Raw genomic sequence first — 15,350 nt, 5'->3', positions numbered from 1 at the left:
CAAGGGATATCGGGATGGACGAGGTCAAGTACGGAGAAATCCTGTTGCCAGGCGACGAGGATACGCAGAGCCGCCGCGAGAAGACGGTCCGGGAGAAGTTCTGGCCGACATTTCGCCGTGCCGTGCGGCAGATTCCATTTTCTCGCGACGTGGTTGCTGGCTTCTATTGCGCCCTCGATCCGCAGACGCCCGTCCGGGTGCGCGGTGTCCTTCTGGCGGCCCTTGCCTATTTCGTCATGCCAGCCGACCTTATCCCGGATATCTTCGCGGTGATCGGCTTCTCTGACGATATCGCCGTGTTGTCGGCAGCTTTCGCCATGGTGAGAGGCAATATCCGGCCAAGCCACTACGAGGCTGCTGACCGTATTCTTGAAGACCGTTCCGAAGAGGGCATGAAGACGATCTAAAGCGTGTCGCGATCTTTCAGACTCACTTCTCGTGCTTTAGATCGGTGCTTTACGCAACGTCGTTATCACAAAGCACCCTTCGCGCGACATCCGCCTAGACCTCCTCCCGCTCCAACAAGCTTCTCAGCTTGCCGAAGGCGAGCCTGATACGCGACTTCACCGCGCCCAGCGGCAGACTGGCCGCGTCGGCGATTTCGGAATGCGATGGCCGAGGAAGAAGGCAGCCTGGAGCAGCGCCCACTGCTCCCCAAGCAATTGGCTGACGGCCTCGCGCACCTATGCGTCACGGTGATCGTTGGACCGGTTCCTCGGCCTCGCCCGACGTCATTTTCCGGCGCATCAGCCATGACATCAGGCGCGGTGCGAAATAGTCGAAGAGAATGGAGATGCGGCCTCATCGCGCTGTTCGGCGGCGGCCTTTGCGAGGGCGGCGAACGCTGTCTTTCCTCGGCATCCATGTCACTTCACGCACTCCCTACGACACAGATTTCGTCCTGAATTTCCGCACCTTAATCAGGAGCAACGGATTTGAGAAAGGTCAAACTCTTGCCTGAATCTTTGTGTCTTAAATTCACCCCAAGCGATGGCTCAGCCCATTGCGCGACAGAGCGTGTCACTCGCGCTGCTGTCGGGTTCGAAAGTTGACAGTCGGGCGAAAATGAAACAGGCAGATACAATTCGCAGCTATTGTTGACCATTTGGTAACCTGAATTAAGTCAAAATAAAGCAGATCGTGATTATGCGCCGCCCGCAATGATCGCTTCGGGCCTTGAACCGCAAGAACCGGCAGGAATTCCATGTTCGTAAAAAGTATCGTATCCGCTCTCGCCCTCACAGTTACTATGACCGGAGTGGCGGCAGCGCAGCAGGCGGCAGCAGCACCGACCCGCATCCAGCAGTTCCAGGCATGGGGCGCCTATTCCTACAAGTCCGGCGCCTCCACCGTCTGCTACGTGCTTTCGGTGCCGACTGCCAAGCAGCCGGCGAGCGTCGACCACGGCGACAATTTCTTCATCGTGTCGCAGCGCCCCGGCCAGAACATCTCCTACGAGCCGCAGGCGATGATGGGCTATTCGCTGCAGGAAAACTCCAAGGTGAATGTTGTCATCGATAACAAGACTTTCGTGATGTTCACCAAGGACAAGGCAGCCTGGGTTGAAAACGCCGCGCAGGAGCCGGCGCTCGTCGCTGCCATGAAGACCGGTCATTCGATGACCGTCAACGCGACGTCGCGCAAGGGTACCGGCACCTCCTACAGCTATTCGCTCTCAGGTATTTCGGCCGCACTGAAGCAGATCGAAAGCTGCAAGTAAGCTGATTGCTGCAGCAATGTTTGAAGGCCGGCCTTGCGCCGGCCTTCGTCGTTTCCATCTATGGGACACCTCCATCTCCTGACGCAGGTCTAGTGACGTGGAGGGAAAATGATGCTAAAGCGGCGCGCAACTGCGGAAGGATGGCGATTTCATCGCCGCTCCGCCCATTCATTTCTGCAATCATGCGTCATCGGCCCGTAAGTCTTCCGGCTTTCCGGGATAGTTGCCATGTTGAGTTCGGGATTAGAAGATTATGTCCGTTATGGATGCGATGACCGTTGCCAAGCCCGCCGGGCTGACGCCTCTCGGCACTGACCTTTCGCCCAAACCCTCGCTGATCGGACTGACGCGCGAGGAGATGGGTGCGGCGCTGCGCGAAAAGGGCGTGCCGGACAAGCAGATAAAGATGCGCGTCTCGCAGCTCTGGAACTGGATCTATGTGCGCGGCGTCTCCGACTTCGATCATATGACGAATGTCGCCAAGGACATGCGTGAAATGCTGAAGCAGCATTTTACCATTGCCCGGCCTGAAATCGTCGAAGAGCAGATTTCCAATGATGGCACGCGCAAGTGGCTGCTGCGGTTTCCGCCGCGCGGTGCCGGCCGGCCCGTCGAGATCGAGGCAGTCTATATTCCCGAAGAAGGCCGCGGAACGCTCTGCATTTCCAGCCAGGTCGGCTGCACGCTCACCTGTTCCTTCTGTCACACGGGCACCCAGCGCTTGGTGCGCAACCTGACTGCCGAGGAAATCCTCTCCCAGCTTCTGCTCGCGCGTGATCGGCTGGGCGACTTCCCGGACCGCGACGTGCCTGTCGGCGCCGTCGTGCCTTCCGAAGGCCGCAAGGTCAGCAACATCGTGATGATGGGCATGGGGGAGCCGCTCTATAATTTCGATGCGGTCAAGCAGGCGCTGTTGATCGCCACGGATGGCGACGGCCTGTCGCTGTCCAAGCGTCGCGTGACACTTTCCACCTCGGGCGTCGTGCCCGAAATCCTGCGCACCGGTGAAGAAATCGGCGTCATGCTGGCGATCTCGCTGCATGCCGTGCGCGACGACCTGCGCGATATTCTCGTGCCGATCAACAAGAAGTATCCGCTGAAGGAGCTGATCGAAGCCTGCCGGAACTATCCGGGGCTGTCGAACGCACGTCGTATCACCTTTGAATATGTGATGCTGAAGGACGTCAATGACAGCCTGGAAGACGCAAAGGGGCTGATCCAGCTTCTGAAGGGCGTACCGGCAAAGATCAACCTCATTCCCTTCAACCCGTGGCCGGGCACCAACTATCAGTGCTCCGACTGGGCACAGATCGAGAAATTCGCGGATTTCATCAATTCGGCAGGTTACGCTTCGCCTATCCGTACGCCGCGTGGCCGCGACATTCTGGCGGCCTGTGGTCAGCTCAAGTCGGAATCCGAGCGCATGCGCAAGACCGAACGTCTCGCCTTCGAGGCGATGATGATCGCCAATCACGGCGCTGACGACTGATCAGCAAGTTTGATCATCATTACAATTCTCCGCGATTGATTATCGGGGTTACTTTTCCTAAAAGTGCCTCAAAAATCATCCTGGAGGACACTCATGCGCTCAATTCTTCTGGCTTTTGCCGCAACTTTGGCTCTGACGCTGCCAGCGAAGGCCGATAACGTCACCGTCGCCGTAACCGCGATCGTCGAACATCCGGCGCTCGATGCGGCTCGCAACGGAGTGCGCGATGCGCTGGCTGCGGCCGGTTACAAGGAGGGCGAAAACCTCAAGTTCGTTTTCGAATCCGCGCAGGGCAATCCCGCAACGGCAGCGCAGATCGCCCGCCAGTTCGCCGGCGATGAGCCCAATGTCATCGTGCCGATTTCCACGCCGTCCGCCCAGGCCGTCGTTTCTGCGACACGCGATATTCCTGTTGTCTTCACCGCCGTATCTGATCCGCTCGGCGCGCAGCTCGTGAAGAACATGGACAAGCCTGGCGGCAATGTGACCGGCCTTTCCGACATGTCGCCGGTCGGCGAGCATATTGCGCTCATCAAGGAAATCCTGCCGAACGTGAAGACGATCGGCTACCTCTACAATTCCGGTGAGGCCAACTCGGTCTCGCTGCTGGCGGCGCTGAAGGCCGAAGCCGCGAAGGCCGGCGTCACCGTCGTTGAATCGGCTGCAACCAAGTCCGCTGAGGTACAGGGTGCCGCCCGTGCGCTCGTCGGCCGCGCCGATGCGATCTACATTCCAACCGACAACACGATCATCTCCGCGCTCGAAGGCGCCGTTGCCGTTGCCGAAGAAAGCAAGCTGCCGCTCTTCACGGCCGACACGGATTCCGTTTCGCGCGGCTCGATCGCAGCCCTCGGCTTCAACTACTATGATGTCGGCAAGCAGACGGGTGAAATCGTCGTGCGCGTGCTGAAGGGCGAGAACCCGGGTGATATTGCCGTCAAGACGGCAGCCGGCAGCGACCTCGTGATCAACAAGTCTGCTGCTGCCAAGATGGGCGTCACCCTGCCGCAGAGCGTGCTTTCGCGCGCCAACAAGGTCATTGAATAATCGACTGACCCATCAACTTATTCACATTCAGCCGCTCCCGTTTGCACGGGGGCGGCTGTTTATATTACAAGGCTCCGGTTTCGCGACGGGCGGAACGGAAACAAAAGGGGCAGAAAGCCTTGAGCCAAATCGCATTCTGGGGGGCCGTCGAGCTCGGCCTGGTCTATTCCTTCGTCGCTCTCGGCGTTTATCTTGCCTTTCGCGTCCTCGATTTTCCTGATCTGACGGTGGACGGTTCCTTTCCGCTCGGTGCTGCCGTGACTGCGGTGCTGATTATCGCCGGTGTCAACGCTTGGCTTGCGGCTCTGATTGCGATGGCGGCGGGTTCTGCGGCCGGCATGGTGACGGCGCTCCTCAATGTGCGCTTCAAGATCCTGAACCTGCTCGCCTCGATCCTGACGATGATCGCGCTCTTTTCCGTCAATCTACGCGTGATGGGCAAGCCGAATGTCGCGCTCATCAACGCAGATACAATGATCAGCCCCTTCTTCGGCCACGGGCTCAGGGATTTCTACGTGCGGCCGCTCTTCGTCGGCGTTCTGGTTGTCATTGCCGTCATCGTCGTCTGGCGCTTCCTTGAAAGCGATGCCGGACTTGCGATGCGCGCGACGGGCGCCAATGCCCGCATGGCTCGAGCCCAGGGTGTCGATACCAGCCGGCAGATTTATCTTGGCATGGCGATTTCCAATGCGTTGGTGGCGCTTGGCGGTGCACTCTTTGCGCAGACCAATGGTTTTGCTGACGTGACCTCGGGTGTCGGCACGATTGTCGTCGGACTTGCCGCCGTCATCATCGGTGAGACGCTTCTCGGCCGCCGCGGGCTGCTGATTGCGCTTGTCGGATGCGTGTTCGGTTCGATCATCTACCGTATCGCCATCCAGCTTGCGCTTTCGAGTGACGTGATCGGCCTGCAGGCTTCCGACCTCAATATCGTAACGGCGGTTCTCGTGACTGTCGCACTCATTCTTCCCCGCCTTCGCGGAGGTGCCACATCATGATCAGCGTCAAGGACATCAAAGTCGTCTTCGGGCGTGGCACGCCGCTGCAGAAGCAGGCGCTGAACGGCGTCAGCCTCACCATCGAGCAAGGTTCCTTCGTTACCGTCATCGGCTCCAACGGCGCCGGCAAATCGACATTGCTTGGCGTACTTGCCGGCGATGTCATGCCGAGCGAGGGCTCGGTACTGATCGGGAAGACCGACGTGACGCGCAAGTCGACGGCGAAGCGAGCCGGCATGGTTGCGCGCGTGTTTCAGGACCCGCTGACCGGAAGCTGCGGTGCACTGTCGATCGAGGAAAACCTCGCGCTGGCTGCCCGACGTGGTGAAAAGCGCGGGCTCGGCTCTGCGCTCGGCGGCAGCAGGCGCGGCTATTTCAAGGAGCGGCTCGCCGAACTCAATCTCGGGCTGGAAAACCGGCTGAAAGATCGCATGGACCTTTTGTCCGGCGGGCAGCGACAGGCTGTTTCGCTGGTCATGGCGACGCTTGCGGGTTCTGAAGTGTTGCTGCTCGACGAGCATACGGCAGCACTCGATCCGGGCATGGCCGAATTCGTCATGAACCTTACCCAGAAGATCGTGTCGGAGCGCAAGCTGACCACCATGATGGTCACCCACTCTATGCGCCAGGCGCTGGATTACGGTCACCGTACGATCATGCTGCATGGCGGCGAGATCGTTCTCGATGTCGCAGGCGATAACAGGAAGAACCTGCAGGTCGAAGATCTGATCGCCATGTTCCGCAAGATGCGCGGACAGACGCTTGATGACGATGCGCTGCTGATCGGTTGATTAAACTGTCGCGATCTTCAGGATTCGCGACACTTTCAAGCCTTTGCGCGTGCCGCCGCAAGCGACACGTCAGCGGGCTTGGGTTAGCAGGATCTTGGCAGCGAAGACCGAGAAAACGCCGGCGAAGGTATAATCCATTCCGCGCAGCACCTTCCTGTTGTTCTGCAGCCAGCTCGACAGCCAGTCGGCGGCCATGACGACGGTCGCATTGACCGGCATGCCGATCAGGATGAAGCAGACGCCGAGGAACAGCAGCTTGTGCGTGACTGCCGGATCGTTGGCGCTGACGAACTGCGGCAGGAAGGTCATGAAGAAGATGATGACCTTCGGGTTCAAGAGATTGACCCAGAAGCCCGAGGAAATGTTCGAAAAGATCGTGCCTTTCGGACCCTCGACCTTGGCGACCGTCAACTTCGAGCCGAAGCGGATTGCCTGAACGGCGAGCCAGAAGAGGTAGGCGGCGCCGCCGGTCTTTAGGATCAGGAAGGCGGTCGGCGAGGCGGTAATCAGCGCCGAGATGCCGAAGGCGACCAGCATCGTATGCACGACGATGCCGAGGCTGGTGCCGAGCACTACAAAGAGCGCAGCTTTCTTGCCCTGCGCGAGCGCGCGGCTGATCGACAGCGTCATGTCAGGGCCGGGGGTTGCTGCCAGCAGCAGCGTGGCGGCGGCAAAGGCGACAAGCGTCGGAAAGCTCGGCAGAAAATCCATGGTCTACTCTGAAAGCCGGAAAAGATCTGATGATCTCTTATCCGGCTTTCAGAAAATTACCAATCAAACCTTGTGATGGCGCCGTTTACTTCTGTTCGAGGAAGGCCTTGAACTTATCGGCATAGTCCTTGTGCCAGCGCGACAGTGGCGGCCGGTTCTCGATGATATCGCCCACCGCCCAGGCCATGCGGCGCTCGTCGACAGGGCGGGCGACGTCATTGTCAGGGCAGAGGATATAGAAATCGCCGCGCTCAAGGCTTTCGACCATGAAATCGACCGTCTGTTCCGGCGTCCATGCACCAGCGGGTTTTTCGCTGCGGTCGCCCTTGGTGAGGCCGGTGAAGACAAAACCAGGGATTAGCAGATGCGCGGAAATGCCTGCGCCCGCAGTGTTACGCAGTTCATGTTCGAGCGCCTCGGTGAAAACCTTCACGCCAGCTTTCGAGATATTGTAGGCGGGATTGCCGGGCGGTGTCGTGATGCCCTGCTTGGAGCCGGTATTGATGATGAGGCCGGGTTCGTTATGGGCGATCATGCCGGGACCGAAGACGCGTGTGCCGTTGATGACACCGAGGAGGTTGACGGCGAGAATATTGTCCCAGTTGGCCTGCGCGCTGAAGATCGAGGTTTCCGAGCCGATGCCGGCATTGTTCATCAGCACGTGTACGCGGCCGAACCGCTGGATGACAGCGCGCTCAAGGGCTTCGATTTGCTCTTTCTGCGATACATCTGTCTCGACGGCCATGACGTGTTCCTGGCCAGCGATGGCCTCAAGCTCGGCGCGGGCGTTTGCGAGCTTCTCGCCGCGGAGATCGGCAATGACGACGCTCATGCCGGCCCTGGCGAAATGCTTTGCGGCAGCAAGGCCGATACCGGAAGCACCGCCGGTGACGACGGCAACATTGGATTGCTTGAAAATGTCTTGAATATTCGTCACGGGACTGGCCTCTCCTCGGAGCATTGTTCGGACGATGCCGAATATGGGCTCTGCTTTTGCGCTGTCAAACCTTATCGAGATACCGTTGCCTGCCTCGTTGCCCTTGCTTCATGCGTCAATCTCGCTAAAAGTGCCGCGATACCGGGCCTTGCGGGTTTGCCGCCGGCCTTCATGTAACGGACCTCATCACCATGGCATCATACAAAGACGTGAAGAAAGTCGTGCTCGCCTATTCAGGCGGTCTCGATACCTCGATCATCCTGAAGTGGCTGCAGACCGAACTCGGCGCTGAAGTCGTCACCTTCACGGCCGATCTCGGCCAGGGTGAAGAGCTGGAGCCGGCGCGAAAGAAGGCCGAGATGCTCGGCATCAAGGAGATCTATATCGAGGACGTGCGCGAAGAATTCGTGCGCGATTTCGTCTTCCCGATGTTCCGCGCCAATGCCGTCTATGAGGGCGTCTACCTGCTCGGCACCTCGATTGCCCGGCCGCTGATTTCCAAGCATCTCATCGATATTGCCCGGAAAACCGGCGCGGATGCGATCGCCCACGGCGCGACCGGCAAGGGCAATGACCAGGTTCGTTTCGAGCTTTCGGCCTATGCGCTGAATCCTGATATCAAGATCATCGCTCCATGGCGCGACTGGTCCTTCAAGAGCCGTACCGACCTGCTCGAATTTGCGGAGAAACATCAGATCCCGGTCGCAAAGGACAAGAAGGGCGAAGCTCCTTTCTCTGTTGATGCCAACCTGCTGCACTCTTCTTCCGAGGGTAAGGTTCTGGAAGATCCGGCGCAGGAAGCGCCCGAATATGTGCATATGCGCACCATCTCGCCGGAAGCCGCTCCCGACAAGGCGACCATCATCAAGGTTGGTTTCCGGAAGGGTGATGCCGTCTCGATCAACGGTGTCGAGATGTCTCCGGCGACGCTGCTCGCAACACTCAACAATTACGGCCGCGACAATGGCATTGGTCGCCTCGATCTCGTCGAGAACCGTTTCGTCGGCATGAAGTCGCGCGGTGTCTATGAAACGCCTGGAGGCACGATCCTGCTTGCTGCGCATCGCGCCATCGAGTCGATCACCCTCGATCGTGGCGCAGCTCATCTGAAGGATGAGCTGATGCCGCGTTACGCCGAGCTCATCTATTACGGCTTCTGGTTCTCGCCGGAGCGCGAAATGCTGCAGGCTCTGATCGACAAGAGCCAAGAGCATGTCGAAGGCGAAGTGACGCTGAAACTCTACAAGGGCAATGTCATGGTCGTCGGCCGCGAGAGCGAAAAGTCACTCTATTCCGACAAGCTCGTCACCTTCGAAGACGATCAGGGCGCCTATGACCAGAAGGATGCCGCCGGCTTCATCAAGCTCAACGCGCTGCGTCTGCGCACGCTCGGCAAGCGTAACCTGAAGAAGTAAGCCGCCTCAGACCGATCCCGAAAAGCCTGCCGGCTCTGTCGCGCGGGCTTTTTCTTTGCCGTTGATGCACCGTCGACGGATGGCTTGACGGGGCAAGGGCATGGCATAAGCTGCAGTTGTCACCACCGGAGCCTTTTCATGCCGCAGTCCCTGCTTCTCGGCGCCTTTCTGGCGGCGCTTTTCTATGTGCTCATTCCCGGTCCGGCCTTCCTGCAGCTTCTCGGCATCGGTGCCGGGCAGGGGCGCAAGGCAGGCGCCTTTTTCATGATGGGCCATCTCGTCGGCGATCTCGTCTGGTCGGGACTGGCGCTGGTTGCGATTGTCGGCGCCCGAACGATCGGCACGTTTGTCTTCGATCTGCTCGGGCTTGCCTGCGGTTTCTATCTCGCCTGGATCGGCTGGAGCGCCGTCAACGCCAAGCCGAAGGCTAATGGGCAGGCGCTGCTCGTTGTGGAACGGCCGTTCCGGCGCGGACTGATTTTCGGTGTCACCAATCCAAAGGGCTATCCGGTGGCGCTCGCCACCTTCACGGCGCTAGTTGCGGGATCGGCAAATGCGCTCGATTTCGAGGCCCTGCCGATGCTGCTCAGCGTCTCCTTCGTCGGCTTCATCACCGCTGATATCATCCTGATCGGCATTATCGGCGCCGGTGTCGTGCGCCGTTTCTATCGCGCTCATGAGCGGTTGATCGTGCGCTGCTCGGGTGTGCTCTTTATGGGCTTTGCCGTGCAGGCGCTTTGGCACGCCACACCCGGCCTGCTTGGCTGGCGCAGGGCCTGATCAGGCCTCGCTGACAAGGAAACCGACGACCGATTTCAGCGTCTGAACCTCATTCGGATCGCCAATCGACATGGCTATCTGAAGCTGGTTCTTGTAATAATCCAGGAAGTTGAAGCTTGTGCCATCAGTGACATTAGACAGATCAATGACGTTGCCGCGTGGATCGATAGCATGCATGGGCAACGGCTCGGATATTGCGGCAAATGTATTCTGGTCGATCAAGCCGCTGTCGAGCCTTTGGCGCGCATAGCTGCGCAATTCACCCGCACTCACGGCTGTGAAATCGATCGCCTGGCGGTTATCAAAATCTTCGATCTGGAACGAGCCCTGGGCGACGGTCGGCTTGGGCTCGACGGTAATATCAGCGGTCTTCGAACTTTTTGCGTTATTGTTCGTATTATTTTTGAATAGCAAACTCTGAGAAGACCGCAGGGAAAAAATTTCCATGCGCATGTCCTCTTACCTGAAGATCAAGGGGAAAGTAGCGTCCCGGGCCGATTCGCGTCAATCGTTAACGATTGGTTAATTTTTATGTATCAATTCTTGCCCACAAGATTTAGCGGGACGGGCAAAAGTCCGAGTCAGCCACATATCAATTCTGTGACCGCCTCCCTATATTATCAATTCACTTGCCGGCATAAAGGACTATCACATGTCTTCTTCTCCCTCCCAATTTAATCAGGCACTTGTCAACTGGAATGGCCTTCACGGTTTGCCGCGTTTTGACGCTGTGGCCGACGATGATTTCGCCGCTGCCTTCGAGGCGGCGCTTGCCTCGCACGAAAAAGAGATCGATGAGATCGCCGGGAGTAAGGAAGAGCCGACCTTCGACAATACGGTTGTGGCGCTCGAAATCGCCGGCGATGCGCTCTCGCGCGTTTCCGCTCTCTTCTGGAACCGGGCGGGTGCCCACACCAACGATGTCATTCAGGCGCTGGAGCGGGAGATCTCGCCGAAGATGTCGCGGCATTATTCAAAGATCGGCATGAATGCCGATCTCTTCAGACGCATCGATGCGCTCTGGGAGAAGCGGGAGAGTCTCGGCCTGACCGTGGAGCAAACACGCGTGCTGGAGCGACACTGGAAAGGTTTTGTCAAATCGGGCGCCAAGCTGCCGAAGACCGAGCAGGAGAAACTCGCCTCGATCAATGAAAAGCTCGCCGGCCTCAGCACGAGCTTCGGGCAGAACGTACTCGCGGACGAGAAAAACTGGTCGCTGATCCTCTCAAGCGAAGACGAACTTGGCGGCATTCCCGATTTCCTGCGTGACGCTATGGCGGCGGCTGCCCGTGAACGTGGCGAGGACGGTAAATATGCTGTGACCCTGTCGCGCTCCATCATCGAGCCCTTCCTGACTTTCTCGGAAAGGCGCGATCTTCGCGAACAAGCCTTCAAGGCCTGGGTGGCGCGTGGTGAAAATGCCGGCGAGACCGATAACCGCGGGATCATTCGTGAGACGCTTGCCCTGCGCGATGAAGTGGCGAAGCTCCTTGGATACGAGAATTTTGCGGAATTGAAGCTCGACAATACGATGGCAAAGACGCCCGAAGCCGTTAACGGCTTGTTGCGGGCCGTCTGGGCTAGGGCGGTGAAGCGTGCCCATGAGGAAGAAGCTGATATTGCCGGGTTGATCGCGGCCGAGGGCAAGAACCATGAGGTCATGCCTTGGGACTGGCGCCATTATGCCGAGAAAATCCGGGCGCAACGGTTCAATTTCTCAGAAGCGGAACTGAAGCCCTATCTGCAGCTCGAAAAGATCATCGATGCCTGCTTCGACGTCGCCGGCCGGTTGTTCGGCATTCGCGCCGTCGAGAAGAAGGGGATTGCCGCCTATCATCCCGATGTCCGGGTCTTCGAGATCCGCGACCGGGATGACAGGCTGGTTGGGCTCTTCCTCGGTGATTACTTCGCCCGCAGCTCGAAACGTTCGGGCGCCTGGATGAGCTCGTTCCAGTCACAGCACAAGCTGGCGCTGAAGAACGGCCATCAGGGCGAGCTGCCGATCATCTACAATGTCTGCAACTTCGCAAAGCCTGCGGAAGGCAAGCCGGCGCTGCTTTCGCTCGACGATGCGCGCACGTTGTTCCATGAATTCGGCCACGCACTGCATGGCATGCTGTCCAATGTCACCTATCCTTCGGTGTCTGGCACGGGCGTCTCGCGCGATTTCGTGGAGCTGCCGTCGCAGCTTTACGAGCACTGGCTGACGGTTCCCGCGATCCTTAAGGAATATGCCGTGCATTTCGAGACTGGAGAGCCGATGCCGCAGGCGCTGCTCGACAAGGTGCTTGCCGCCCGCACCTTCAATTCCGGCTTCAACACGGTGGAGTTCACCTCCTCGGCGCTGGTCGACATGGCTTTCCATACGCGCGACAAGGTGGATGATCCGATGGCGGTGCAGGCCGAGGTGCTCTCGGAGATCGGCATGCCGAAATCGATCGTCATGCGCCACGCAGCGCCGCATTTCCAGCATATCTTCTCTGGCGGCTATTCGGCCGGCTACTATTCCTACATGTGGTCGGAAGTGCTGGATGCCGATGCCTTTGCCGCCTTCGAAGAGACGGGCGACGCCTTCAACGGCGAAATGGCGAAGAAGCTTCGCGACAATATCTACTCCATCGGCGGCTCCGTTGACCCGGAAGATGCCTACAAGGCTTTCCGCGGCAAGCTGCCGAGCCCGGATGCGATGCTCGTCAAAAAGGGGCTTGCGACCTTCGAGGAATTGACAGGCAGCGACGCTTAAGACAGTTTGATGACATAGAGCAAAGCGGCATGGTGGCAGCCACGCCGCAGCTTTCGCGTGCCACCCCCTTTCGCAATCGCGAAAAAAACGGTAAGAGCGCGCCACACATAAATGGCGCGTCCACTTGGCGTAGCGCCCCAGCCTCAGAGATTATGACATATGGCACTTCGCAACATCGCGATCATCGCGCACGTTGACCATGGCAAAACAACCCTCGTCGACGAGCTTCTGAAGCAGTCCGGCTCGTTTCGCGAGAACCAGCGCGTCATGGAGCGCGTGATGGACTCCAACGACATCGAAAAAGAGCGCGGCATCACGATTCTTGCCAAGGCGACCTCGATCGAGTGGAAAGACACGCGCATCAACATCGTCGACACGCCCGGCCACGCCGATTTCGGCGGTGAAGTCGAGCGCATTCTCTCGATGGTGGACGGCGCGATCGTTCTGGTCGACGCTGCTGAAGGCCCGATGCCGCAGACGAAGTTCGTTGTCGGCAAGGCGCTCAAGGTTGGCCTTCGTCCGATCGTTGCAATCAACAAGATCGACCGTCCGGACGCTCGCGCCGAAGAAGTCGTCAATGAAGTCTTCGACCTGTTTGCCGCTCTCGACGCAACCGACGAACAGCTCGACTTCCCGATCCTTTACGGTTCCGGTCGCGCCGGCTGGATGAACTTCGACCCGGCAGGCCCGACCGATGAAGGCCTCGCACCCCTGCTCGACCTCGTCGTCAAGCACGTGCCCGAGCCGAAGATCGAAGAAGGCCCGTTCCGCATGATCGGCACGATCCTTGAAGCCAACAACTTCCTTGGCCGCATCATCACCGGCCGTATTGCTTCCGGCTCGATCAAGCCGAACCAGGCCGTCAAGGTTCTCGGCCAGGACGGCAAGCTCATCGAGCAAGGCCGTATCTCCAAGATCCTCGCCTTCCGCGGTATCGAGCGCCAGCCGATCGAAGAGGCCCATGCAGGTGATATCGTCGCGATCGCCGGCCTCTCGAAGGGCACCGTAGCCGATACGTTCTGCGATCCATCTGTCACCGAAGCGCTGAAGGCTCAGCCGATCGATCCGCCGACCGTTACAATGTCCTTCATCGTCAATGACTCGCCGCTTGCGGGCACCGAAGGCGACAAGGTCACCAGCCGCGTCATCCGGGACCGTTTGTTCAAGGAAGCCGAAGGCAACGTTGCGCTGAAGATCGAAGAAAGCGCTGACAAGGATTCATTCTTCGTCTCCGGCCGCGGCGAACTTCAGCTCGCGGTTCTCATCGAAAACATGCGCCGTGAAGGCTTCGAGCTTGCTGTTTCGCGTCCGCGCGTCGTCATGCACAAGGATGATGCCGGTCAGCTTCTGGAGCCGATCGAAGAAGTCCTGATCGACGTGGATGAAGAACATTCCGGCGTCGTCGTTCAGAAGATGTCCGAGCGAAAGGCCGAAATGGTCGAGCTGCGTCCGTCGGGCGGCAACCGCGTTCGTCTCGTCTTCTACGCGCCGACCCGCGGCCTCATCGGCTACCAGTCGGAACTGCTGACGGATACGCGGGGCACGGCGATCATGAATCGCCTGTTCCATAGCTACCAGCCGTACAAGGGTGAGATCGGCGGCCGTGTGAACGGCGTGCTGCTCGCAAACGAAGCCGGCGAAGCCGTTGCCTATGCACTGTTCAACCTGGAAGACCGCGGCCCGATGATTATCGAGGCCGGCGAGAAGGTCTATATGGGCATGATTATCGGCATCCACACGCGCGACAACGACCTCGAGGTCAACGTGCTGAAGGGCAAGAAGCTGACCAATATCCGTGCTGCCGGCAAGGATGAAGCCGTGAAGCTGACTCCGCCGATCCGCATGACCCTGGAACGGGCTCTCTCCTGGATTCAAGAGGACGAGCTGGTCGAAGTGACGCCGAAGTCCATCCGCCTGCGCAAGATGTATCTCGACGCCAACGACCGCAAACGTTTCGAAAAGTCGAAGGCCTCTCTCTAAGAGCCTTGGATACCTGGTTTAGAACCCCGGCTTTCGCGCCGGGGTTTTTTATTGTGCGCCGCGCCGATTCCGGCTTGTGACAATCGTTAAAAAAGCGTTAAAATTTCTCTGTCGTCCACATATCAAGTCTGTGGGCAATCGATCACGATGCGGCTGCCGCATATGGTTAATCGCCTCCGACAGGACCAGAGTAAGCGTTATGAAGACGTTGTCGATCGATGTCCGGCGGGCCGAACCGCATGATGCCCGAGCCATTTCGGAAGCCCATCGGCTTTCCTGGCAGCATACTTATGCGGGCATCATTCCGCATCGCGCTCTGACCCAGATGATCGAACGCCGCGGAGAAAATTGGTGGCGCAAGGCGACACGCGGTCCTGCGACCTTGCTCGTTCTGGATGTCGCAGGAACGGTCGCAGGCTATGCGACTCTTGGGCTTAATCGCGCCCGTGCATTGCCGCAAGAAGGCGAAATCTACGAGCTTTACCTGCGCCCGGAATATCAGGGCATCGGCCTCGGCAAGCTGCTTTTCGGCGAAGCTCGGCGGCTTCTGAAGTCGCTTGGCTGCAACGGGATGGTCGTCTGGTGTCTGGAAGAAAACGAGACCGCCGCCAACTTCTATCGTGATCACGGCGGGATCGATTTCTGCGAAGGTATGGAAAATTTCGATCATAAGCAGATTAAAAAGATCGGCTTCGTTTGGAACTGATTGCAAGCGCCGAAGGTGCTGCATCTTTCATTA

At 58.7% G+C, this 15,350-nt stretch carries 14 protein-coding genes and 1 pseudogene; 11 read left to right on the top strand and 4 right to left on the bottom strand.

Annotated features, from left to right (window positions below; all coding sequences use genetic code 11):
• Positions 1-14 precede the first annotated feature (14 nt).
• A complete protein-coding gene (locus tag FHX08_RS23860) occupies positions 15-407 on the top strand; it encodes a YkvA family protein (protein ID WP_132655774.1) in 393 nt (130 codons plus the stop codon).
• 94 nt (positions 408-501) lie between these two features.
• Here FHX08_RS23860 and FHX08_RS31615 read toward each other — a convergent pair.
• Positions 502-865: pseudogene (locus FHX08_RS31615) on the bottom strand (sigma factor-like helix-turn-helix DNA-binding protein).
• 339 nt (positions 866-1,204) lie between these two features.
• Between FHX08_RS31615 and FHX08_RS23855 the strand changes: the two are divergent.
• The 5 genes from FHX08_RS23855 to FHX08_RS23835 all read left to right on the top strand — a co-directional run bounded on the left by FHX08_RS23855 (position 1,205) and on the right by FHX08_RS23835 (position 6,045).
• Positions 1,205-1,720, top strand: coding sequence for an invasion associated locus B family protein (locus FHX08_RS23855; RefSeq protein ID WP_132655770.1), 516 nt, complete (start codon positions 1,205-1,207; stop codon positions 1,718-1,720).
• 253 nt (positions 1,721-1,973) lie between these two features.
• On the top strand, positions 1,974-3,209 hold the full coding sequence (gene rlmN, locus FHX08_RS23850; RefSeq protein ID WP_132655768.1) for a 23S rRNA (adenine(2503)-C(2))-methyltransferase RlmN: 1,236 nt from the start codon (positions 1,974-1,976) through the stop codon (positions 3,207-3,209).
• Positions 3,210-3,302: 93 nt separating this feature from the next.
• Positions 3,303-4,256, top strand: coding sequence for an ABC transporter substrate-binding protein (locus FHX08_RS23845; RefSeq protein ID WP_132655766.1), 954 nt, complete (start codon positions 3,303-3,305; stop codon positions 4,254-4,256).
• Between the two features lie 119 nt (positions 4,257-4,375).
• Complete coding sequence (locus tag FHX08_RS23840; RefSeq protein WP_132655764.1) at positions 4,376-5,254, top strand: ABC transporter permease; 879 nt, start codon at positions 4,376-4,378, stop codon at positions 5,252-5,254.
• Complete coding sequence (locus tag FHX08_RS23835; RefSeq protein ID WP_132655762.1) at positions 5,251-6,045, top strand: ABC transporter ATP-binding protein; 795 nt, start codon at positions 5,251-5,253, stop codon at positions 6,043-6,045. The genes FHX08_RS23840 and FHX08_RS23835 overlap by 4 nt, the downstream gene beginning before the upstream one ends.
• 69 nt (positions 6,046-6,114) lie before the next feature.
• Here the strand turns inward: FHX08_RS23835 and FHX08_RS23830 are convergent, their stop codons facing one another.
• Entirely contained in the window at positions 6,115-6,756 is a 642-nt protein-coding gene (locus tag FHX08_RS23830; RefSeq protein WP_132655760.1) for a LysE family translocator, read from the bottom strand.
• Positions 6,757-6,841: 85 nt separating this feature from the next.
• The gene (locus tag FHX08_RS23825; RefSeq protein ID WP_132655758.1) at positions 6,842-7,693 is read right to left on the bottom strand and encodes an SDR family NAD(P)-dependent oxidoreductase; all 852 of its coding nucleotides are present in this window, start codon (positions 7,691-7,693) and stop codon (positions 6,842-6,844) included.
• Between the two features lie 191 nt (positions 7,694-7,884).
• Here FHX08_RS23825 and FHX08_RS23820 point away from each other — a divergent pair, with 191 nt between their 5' ends.
• Together FHX08_RS23820 and FHX08_RS23815 are read left to right on the top strand one after the other, a co-directional pair.
• A complete protein-coding gene (locus tag FHX08_RS23820; RefSeq protein ID WP_132655756.1) occupies positions 7,885-9,108 on the top strand; it encodes an argininosuccinate synthase in 1,224 nt (407 codons plus the stop codon).
• Between the two features lie 138 nt (positions 9,109-9,246).
• Positions 9,247-9,888, top strand: coding sequence for a LysE family translocator (locus tag FHX08_RS23815; protein ID WP_132655754.1), 642 nt, complete (start codon positions 9,247-9,249; stop codon positions 9,886-9,888).
• On the opposite strand, the gene FHX08_RS23810 is transcribed toward FHX08_RS23815, so the two are convergent.
• Positions 9,889-10,335 (bottom strand): hypothetical protein, encoded by a 447-nt coding sequence (locus FHX08_RS23810; RefSeq protein WP_132655752.1) that lies wholly within the window; start codon positions 10,333-10,335, stop codon positions 9,889-9,891.
• A 205-nt stretch (positions 10,336-10,540) separates the two neighbouring features.
• Between FHX08_RS23810 and FHX08_RS23805 the strand changes: the two genes are divergently transcribed.
• From FHX08_RS23805 to FHX08_RS23795, 3 genes are all read left to right on the top strand, one after another.
• Complete coding sequence (locus FHX08_RS23805; protein ID WP_132655750.1) at positions 10,541-12,631, top strand: M3 family metallopeptidase; 2,091 nt, start codon at positions 10,541-10,543, stop codon at positions 12,629-12,631.
• 159 nt (positions 12,632-12,790) lie between these two features.
• Positions 12,791-14,611: a translational GTPase TypA gene (typA, locus tag FHX08_RS23800; RefSeq protein ID WP_132655748.1), complete on the top strand. Its 1,821-nt coding sequence runs from the start codon at positions 12,791-12,793 to the stop codon at positions 14,609-14,611.
• 199 nt (positions 14,612-14,810) lie between these two features.
• Positions 14,811-15,317: a GNAT family N-acetyltransferase gene (locus tag FHX08_RS23795; RefSeq protein ID WP_132655746.1), complete on the top strand. Its 507-nt coding sequence runs from the start codon at positions 14,811-14,813 to the stop codon at positions 15,315-15,317.
• The last annotated feature ends 33 nt before the right edge of the window (positions 15,318-15,350 follow it).

This window comes from Rhizobium sp. BK529 (assembly GCF_014194105.1).
Lineage (GTDB): Bacteria > Pseudomonadota > Alphaproteobacteria > Rhizobiales > Rhizobiaceae > Rhizobium.
Note: the sequence above shows the minus strand (reverse complement) of the source record. Positions and strands in the feature narration are given on the sequence as shown.